This is a genomic window from Tabrizicola sp., from assembly GCF_036781545.1.
Taxonomy (GTDB): domain Bacteria; phylum Pseudomonadota; class Alphaproteobacteria; order Rhodobacterales; family Rhodobacteraceae; genus Tabrizicola.
This window is the reverse complement of sequence record NZ_DAIQAT010000075.1, coordinates 1-6,967: the sequence shown is the minus strand read 5'-3', so window position 1 is coordinate 6,967 and position 6,967 is coordinate 1. Positions and strand designations below refer to the sequence as shown.

Sequence of the window (6,967 nt, the reverse complement as noted above, 5' to 3'; positions counted from 1 at the left end):
GCCCAGAACTCCGGCGCGCGCAGCCAGAGCCGGTCCTCCTCCATCTCGCCCAGCAGATAGGCCTTCGACAGCGGCGGGCGCTGATAGGGCGGCGCGGGCTCGTCGCCCAGCATCACGATCTCGCCCTGATGCCCGAGCGTCCGCAGCTTCGCGGCCAGTGCCGCACCCGCCTGTCCGGCCCCGACGATCACCACCCGCATTGCGCACCCCCTCTGGCATGTTCCGCCGGGGAGCCTATAACCCAATCAAAGCAAGGCGCAACGCGATGAGGAAGGAAATCCGTCAATGACGATCGCAATCGGTTCCCCCCTGCCCGAGGCCACCCTTCTGAAGATGGGCGAGAACGGCGCCGAGGCGGTGACGCTCGCCGACCGGCTCAAGGGTCGCAAGGTGGTGATCTTCGGCCTGCCCGGCGCCTATACCGGCACCTGCTCCACCGCGCATGTCCCCAGCTTCATGCGTACCGCCAAGGCCTTCGCCGACAAGGGCGTGGACGAGATCATCTGCGTCTCGGTCAACGACCCCTTCGTGATGAAGGCCTGGGGCGAGGCGACGGGTGCCACCGCCGCCGGGATCACCATGCTGGCCGATGCCGATGCCAGCTTCACCAAGGCCCTGGACCTGACCTTCGATCTGCCGCAGTTCGGCTTCTTCGCCCGGTCGAAGCGCTATTCGCTGCTGGCCGAGGACGGTGTCGTGACCCAGTTCAACCCGGAAGCCGGGCCGGGCTGCGAGATTTCGGCGGGCGAACACCTGCTGTCGCAGCTCTGACCCACCGCTCGTCGTCGCCTTCGCCGCTTCTCGCTGGACCCACCCGAGGAGAAGCCGAAGGCGCACGACGAGGCCTCACCCCTCGCGCACGTGGCGCTGGAAGGCGCGCTTCAAGAGGTCCAGCTCGGCCCGCAGCAGGCTCAGCTCGGCACGGATATCCTCGTCCAGCGGCTGACCTGCGACCAGGGTGAATTGCGCCAACGCCACCCCGCCGGACTGGACGAGGAAGGTCTGAACCCCTTCGTTCAGCGCCCAGGCCGGGATGGGCACCCGCAGGGCGAAGCGCCCCGCCTTGCCGGTCACGGGCCGAACCTCCACCCCCTCGACCGTGCGGCCCTCGTGCAGCACCTCGATCACCGGGGCCTTGTCGGAGCCGGTCACCATCGCTTCCCAGACCCCGCCCGCGATCCGGCCCTGCTCGATCATTAGCCCTGCGGTCATCATCTTTCCCTTAGAGTTCGGCGCGCGGGCGGCGGCTGACCACCAGGTCACGGATCACGATCCGGCTCATGCCGGCATCGTTCAGGATCAGGTCGAGCCAGGCGCGCTCGATCCGCTTGTCGTTCAGCCCGGCATAGGCGAGGTCGAATTCCGCCAGCTTCTCGCGGCCTGCCTCGGGCAAGGCACTGACCGGCTGGGCCAGGTTGGGACCATGCTTGATGTTCAGCCGGGCGAAGGCCTTCACCGGGCGGTCGCAGTCGACCAGAAGCTCGGCGCGCACCAGATGCCGCGCCTTCAACCCTTCGACCGCCGCGACGGGCAGGTTCAGCGCCAGCGACAGGAAGCTGCCCCGGAAGCCGAAGACGTCTATGGCCAACCCATAGGGCGCACGGTCCTCGGCCTTGGCGTTGCGGACCTGCCGCACCACCACCTCGCCCAGCGGGCAGTCGTGGTAGAGCGCTACACCCTCGCCCAGCGCGGTCCGGTCAGCAGAGGCCACCGCGCCGGGGTTCGCCAGTGCCCCGCGCCACAGGTCGGGGCGCCAGGACCAGTCAGTGCCAAGCGGCATCTGCGGCAGGCTTGCGCCCAAAGACGGCACCGCCAGCCGCGCATCCGCGGCCTGCATCACCCGGTCGAACTGCGCCCGCAGTCCCCGCGCCTCGCTCCGCAGGGCGCGCAGCTCATGGCTTTCCAGATCGGGCGTCGTCTCGGCCAGCCGCACCCAGCGCTCTTCGGTCCGGCGTTGATGCCAGCCTGCAAGAGCCCGGGCGATGCGGCCGGCCATGGTGCCTTACTGGTCCATGTAGACGTGGCTTTCGGCCTTCGCGCCCGGATGCGTGACCGCCCCCCAGCGCGCGCCGCCGACCAGCTTGGCGAACTTGTGCACCGCGCCGGAGGTGTATTGCGTCTTGCGCGGGCCTTTCCACTCGGCCTTGCGTTTCGCCAGTTCTTCGTCCGACAGATCCACCGACAGCTCGCCGGTCAGGGCGTTCAGGCTGATCATGTCGCCATTCTTCAACAGCGCGATCGGCCCGCCATGCGCCGCTTCCGGCCCGACATGGCCGACGCAGAAGCCCCGCGTCGCGCCGCTGAACCGGCCGTCGGTGATCAGCGCCACCTTCTTGCCCATGCCCTGACCAGACAGCGCGGCGGTGGTCGCCAGCATCTCGCGCATTCCCGGGCCGCCCGCCGGGCCTTCGTTGCGGATGACGATGACCTCGCCTTCCTTGTAGCCGCGTTGCTTCACCGCCTCGAAGGCGTCTTCCTCGCATTCGAAGACCCGCGCCGGGCCTTTGAACACCTGCTCGGCCTCGGTCATGCCCGCGACCTTCACGATGGCCCCGTCGGGCGCGAGGTTGCCCTTCAGGCTGACGACGCCGCCGGTCTTGGTGATGGGCGAGTTGATGTGATAGATCACCCGGCCGTCCGCCTCGCCCCGGATTTCCTCAAGGCTCTCGCCCAGGGTCTTGCCGCTGGCGGTGATGCAGTCGAGGTGCAGCAGCCCCTCGCGCGCCAGTTCCTTCATCACCACCGCGACGCCACCCACTTCGTGCAGGTCCTTGGCGACGTATTTCCCGCCGGGCCGCAGGTCGACGAAATAGGGCGTGTCCTTCATGATCTTGGCGACGTCGAACAGGTCGAAGTCCAGCCCCGCCTCGTTCGCCAGCGCGGGCAGGTGCAGCGCCGCGTTGGTCGACCCGCCAGTGCAGCCCACCACGCGGGCGGCGTTTTCCAGCGCCTTCAGCGTCACGATATCCCGCGCGCGGATGTTCTTCTCGATCAGGTGCATCACCGCCACGCCCGAAGCCTCGCCATACTGGTCGCGGGATTCGTAAGGCGCGGGGGCCGAGGAGGAGTTCAGCAGCGCAAGGCCGATGGCTTCCGACACGCAGGCCATGGTGTTCGCCGTGTACTGCGCCCCGCAGGCACCCGAGGACGGGCAGGCCACCCGCTCCATGATCTCCAGTTCCGCGTCCGACAGGTTTCCGGCCTGGTGCTTGCCCACCGCCTCGAACATGTCCTGCACGGTCAGGTCCTGGCCGTTGTAGCGGCCCGGCAAGATGGACCCGCCATAGATGAAGACGCTCGGCACGTTCAGCCGAACCATCGCCATCATCATCCCCGGCAGCGACTTGTCGCAGCCCGCCAGCCCGACGATGGCGTCGTAGCAATGGCCGCGCATCGTCAGTTCCACCGTGTCGGCGATGGCATCGCGGCTGGCGAGCGAGGACCGCATCCCCTCATGCCCCATGGCGATGCCGTCGGTCACGGTGATGGTGGTGAACTCACGCGGGGTGCCGCCGCCTTTCTTCACGCCCTGCTTCACGATCTGTGCCTGACGGTTCAGCGCGATGTTGCAGGGGGCCGCCTCGTTCCAGCAGGTCGCCACGCCCACCCAGGGCTGGTGGATTTCTTCCTCGGTGATCCCCATCGCGTAGAAATAGCTGCGATGCGGAGCGCGCGCCGGGCCTTCGGTCACATGGCGGCTGGGAAGCTTCGACTTGTCGAAACGCTGGTTGGTCATGGCGGCTCCTCGCGGGAATTGGCTTGGCCGCAAGGGATAAAGGCCCGCCCGGTCAGGGGCAAGCCGATTTGGGACCGTCAGTTGCCGTTGATCGCGACGGTGGCGCTCTGCATCAGCCCATCAAGCTGCAGCCGAAGGCTGTCGACGAAGCCGACATAGGCCTTCAGCGGCCCGGCCAGCGCGGGCACCGCCTGGGCCAAAGCGTCGGCACTGCCATAGATCGCCGAGCCCAGGATCGCGACCGTCAGCACCAGAAGGAAACCGCTGCGGAAGCTGCTGCGCCCTTCGGCGGGCTGCGACGCGGCCTCCGCCGCCATGCTCTCATCCTGAGACATCTCTGCCGGGCGCAGGGTAGAGTTGATTTCCTCGACATCCGGAAGCCGGGTGCGCCGGGCCGACAGCGTGTCGTCGACCTCGGGCTCTGCCGCCGGGATGGTCTCGACCGGCTTCTTCGCGGCCGGAATCGCGGCCTCGATCCCGAGATCGGTCTGGGTCTCCAGCGGCCTTGCCGCCTCGGCGCGCCGGGCCACGGCCTCGCGCTCGGCCTCCTCGCGCAGGATGGCCAGCACGGATTCGTCCACCGCATAGGCCGCCGGAGCCGCTGCGGGCGCGTCGGCGTCCGACGCATCCCCGGCCTCGTCCGCCGCCTGCGCATCCTCGGCGAGCACGGCATCCGCAACCATGGCCTCGACCGCCGGAACCGCGCCGACCGCCGTGACCGGCATAATGTCCTCGACCACCGCAGAGGCTTCCACCACGGGATCGGCGGCCACAGTTTCGGCGGCCTCAATCACATCGTCCGCCGGAGCGATTTCGGCAAAGGCCACCTCGACCTCATCACCGGCAAGGGTCTCTTCACCTTCGGCGACGGCAACGACGCTGTCCTCCGCCGCAACCACTTCCACGACCGGTGCAGCTTCGGGCTCCGGATCGACCGGCGAAGCTTCGGCAGGCGCGGGGTCTTCAGGCGCGGGGGGCGACTCCACAACCGGAGCGATATCCTCGACCGGGGCTACAGTGGCCGGTTCCACGATGGGCTGGGGTGCGACCGGCTCGGGTGCCGGCGGCGCGACAGGCGCGGCCACGGTCTCTGCCCCCGCGGCACGCGGGCGCATCTGGAACCAGGCATGGCCGCAGTTCGCGCATTGCACGTCGCGGCCGGTTTCCGGGATCGCGTCCTCGGGGACCTCGTACTTCGCCTCACAGTTCGGGCAAACCAAACGCATTTTCGTCCCTCAACGCCTGTTTTCCGGCTGCTCCGTCAAAGTTGTAATCCCTAATTCCAGTCGTTCCAAGGGTTTGTCGCGTGCCCTTGTGCAATCGTTTCGCCCTGTGCGATGGAAAGCGCAGTGTCGGCGGCAGTGCGCCGACCCAACCGTCGGGCCGGGGCAGCGAGGAAACAGCGTGATCAGCTTCGAAAACGTGGCCTACAGCTATGGCGGGGGCGAGCTTCTGTCGGATGTCTCGCTCAAGCTGGCGCCGGGATCGTTCCACTTCCTGACCGGGCCCTCGGGCGCGGGCAAATCCACTTTCCTGAAACTCGCCTATGCCGAGCTGCGGCCGACCTCGGGGCGCGTCACGCTGTTCGACAACGACGTGACGAAGCTTTCCCGCGACGATGTTGCCCGGGCCCGCCGCCGGATCGGCATCGTGCATCAGGACTGCAAGTTCCTGGACCACATGACGCTTGCCGCCAACATGGCGCTGCCGTTCACCGTCTCCGACCGCGAAAGCGACGCGCAGGACATGGACGAGCTTCTGGGCTGGGTCGGCCTCAAGCACCTGGCAGATGCCCTGCCCCCGCAGATGTCCGGCGGCGAACGCCAGCGCGCCGCCCTGGCCCGCGCGGTCATCGTCGACCCCGACGTGATCCTTGCGGACGAACCCACCGGCAACGTCGACTGGGAGATGTCGCTGCGCATCCTGACGCTACTGGTCGAACTGAACAAGATGGGCAAGACCATCCTCGTCGCCACCCACGACCTGAACCTGATCCGTCAGGCCAAGGCGCAGATCCAGGCCCGGGTGCTGCGCATCGCGAAGCACCGTGTCCAGCTAGCGGGGGCCGACCTGTGAAACTCCCCAAGGCCAAGCCCGCCAGCCCCGCCACCCGCGCGCTGGAAGTCGTCCCGCCCTCCGGCCCCACCGCCTGGCTCACCACCTTCACCGCCGGGGCGATGACCTTCCTCTGCGTCTTCGCCCTCGCGCTCTCGCTCGCCTCCGGCCGGCTGGCCACCCGCTGGTCCGAGGCGCTGGCGAAAACCGCGACCATCCGGCTGTCCGCCCCGGTAGAGCAGGTGCAGATCCAGACCGATGCGATCCTCGCCACCCTTGCCATCACTCCCGGTGTCGCCAGCTACCGCGTTATCGACGATGCCGAGACGAAGAAGCTGCTGGAACCCTGGTTCGGTCCCGGCCTGCCGGTCGAGGCCCTGCCGATCCCCCGGCTGATCGAGGTGGTCGAGGCCGACCAGCCCTATGATTCCGAGGGCCTGCGCCAGCGCCTGACCGCCGAGGCCCCCGGCGCGGTGCTGGACGACCACACCCGCTGGCGCCGCCCGCTGGCCGAGGCCGCCTCCCGCATCCGCCTCCTCGGCGTGCTCTCGATCGTGCTGATCGGGGCCGCGATGGCCGCGATGATCACCCTGGCCGCCCGCGCCGCCCTTGCCACCAACGCGGAAGAGATCCGCGTTCTCCGCCTGGTCGGCGCCAAGGACAGCTATATCGCCCGCGCCTTCGTCCGCCGCTTCACGCTGCGCACCCTGGCCGGGGCCGCCGTGGGCGCCGCCGCAGGCCTGGTCGGTGTCGCCGCCCTGCCCGCCGCCGATGCCGCCGGAGGGTTCCTGACCGGGCTTGGCTTTTCCGGCACCGGCTGGCTCTGGCCCTTTGCCCTGCCACCGCTGGCTGCTATCGTGGCCTTCCTCGCCACCCGCCGCGCCGCCTTCCAGAAACTGCGAGAGCTGACATGACCCCGATCCGCTGGTTTCTGTCGCTGGTGTTCATCATCCAGATGTATCTGGCGATGGCGGTGATCGCGGTGGTCTTCGCCCCCTGGGCGCTGGTCTCGCGCCACGGTGCGCGGGTTGCCTGCAAGACATTCTGCCGCTGGGTGATCTTCTCGCTTCGCGTCCTGACCGGCCTGAAATCTGAAGTCCGCGGCACGCCGCCCGTCGGCGAGGCGCTGATCGCCGCCAAGCACCAGAGCTTCCTCGACATCATCCTGATCTTCAA

8 protein-coding genes and 1 pseudogene are annotated in these 6,967 nt (G+C 68.4%); 4 read left to right on the top strand and 5 right to left on the bottom strand.

Going from position 1 to position 6,967, the window contains the following annotated elements; genetic code table 11:
- A partial coding sequence (locus V7Q39_RS12315; protein ID WP_333816891.1) for an FAD-dependent oxidoreductase occupies window positions 1–200 on the bottom strand: 200 nt, incomplete at its 3' end.
- Window positions 201–285: 85 nt separating this feature from the next.
- On the opposite strand from V7Q39_RS12315, the gene V7Q39_RS12310 reads away from it, so the two are divergent.
- Window positions 286–771, top strand: a complete 486-nt coding sequence (locus tag V7Q39_RS12310; RefSeq protein WP_333816880.1) for a peroxiredoxin — start codon at window positions 286–288, stop codon at window positions 769–771.
- A 75-nt stretch (window positions 772–846) separates the two neighbouring features.
- Here V7Q39_RS12310 and V7Q39_RS12305 read toward each other — a convergent pair whose 3' ends face one another.
- The 4 genes from V7Q39_RS12305 to V7Q39_RS12290 form a co-directional block, all read right to left on the bottom strand.
- Window positions 847–1,212: a hypothetical protein gene (locus V7Q39_RS12305; RefSeq protein ID WP_333816879.1), complete on the bottom strand. Its 366-nt coding sequence runs from the start codon at window positions 1,210–1,212 to the stop codon at window positions 847–849.
- 10 nt (window positions 1,213–1,222) lie between these two features.
- Window positions 1,223–1,996, bottom strand: coding sequence for a DUF6478 family protein (locus tag V7Q39_RS12300; RefSeq protein WP_333816878.1), 774 nt, complete (start codon window positions 1,994–1,996; stop codon window positions 1,223–1,225).
- Window positions 1,997–2,002: 6 nt separating this feature from the next.
- On the bottom strand, window positions 2,003–3,736 hold the full coding sequence (gene ilvD / locus V7Q39_RS12295) for a dihydroxy-acid dehydratase (protein ID WP_333816877.1): 1,734 nt from the start codon (window positions 3,734–3,736) through the stop codon (window positions 2,003–2,005).
- Between the two features lie 77 nt (window positions 3,737–3,813).
- On the bottom strand, window positions 3,814–4,962 hold the full coding sequence (locus tag V7Q39_RS12290; RefSeq protein ID WP_333816876.1) for a zinc-ribbon domain-containing protein: 1,149 nt from the start codon (window positions 4,960–4,962) through the stop codon (window positions 3,814–3,816).
- 178 nt (window positions 4,963–5,140) lie between these two features.
- Here V7Q39_RS12290 and V7Q39_RS12285 point away from each other — a divergent pair, with 178 nt between their 5' ends.
- The 3 genes and pseudogenes from V7Q39_RS12285 to V7Q39_RS12275 form a co-directional block, all read left to right on the top strand.
- Window positions 5,141–5,812 (top strand): cell division ATP-binding protein FtsE, encoded by a 672-nt coding sequence (locus tag V7Q39_RS12285; RefSeq protein WP_333816875.1) that lies wholly within the window; start codon window positions 5,141–5,143, stop codon window positions 5,810–5,812.
- Entirely contained in the window at window positions 5,809–6,705 is an 897-nt protein-coding gene (locus V7Q39_RS12280) for a cell division protein FtsX (protein WP_333816874.1), read from the top strand. Before V7Q39_RS12285 ends, V7Q39_RS12280 begins: the two co-directional genes overlap by 4 nt.
- Window positions 6,702–6,967 (top strand): annotated as a pseudogene (locus tag V7Q39_RS12275) (1-acyl-sn-glycerol-3-phosphate acyltransferase); the annotation flags it as partial. The gene V7Q39_RS12280 and the pseudogene V7Q39_RS12275, both read left to right, overlap by 4 nt.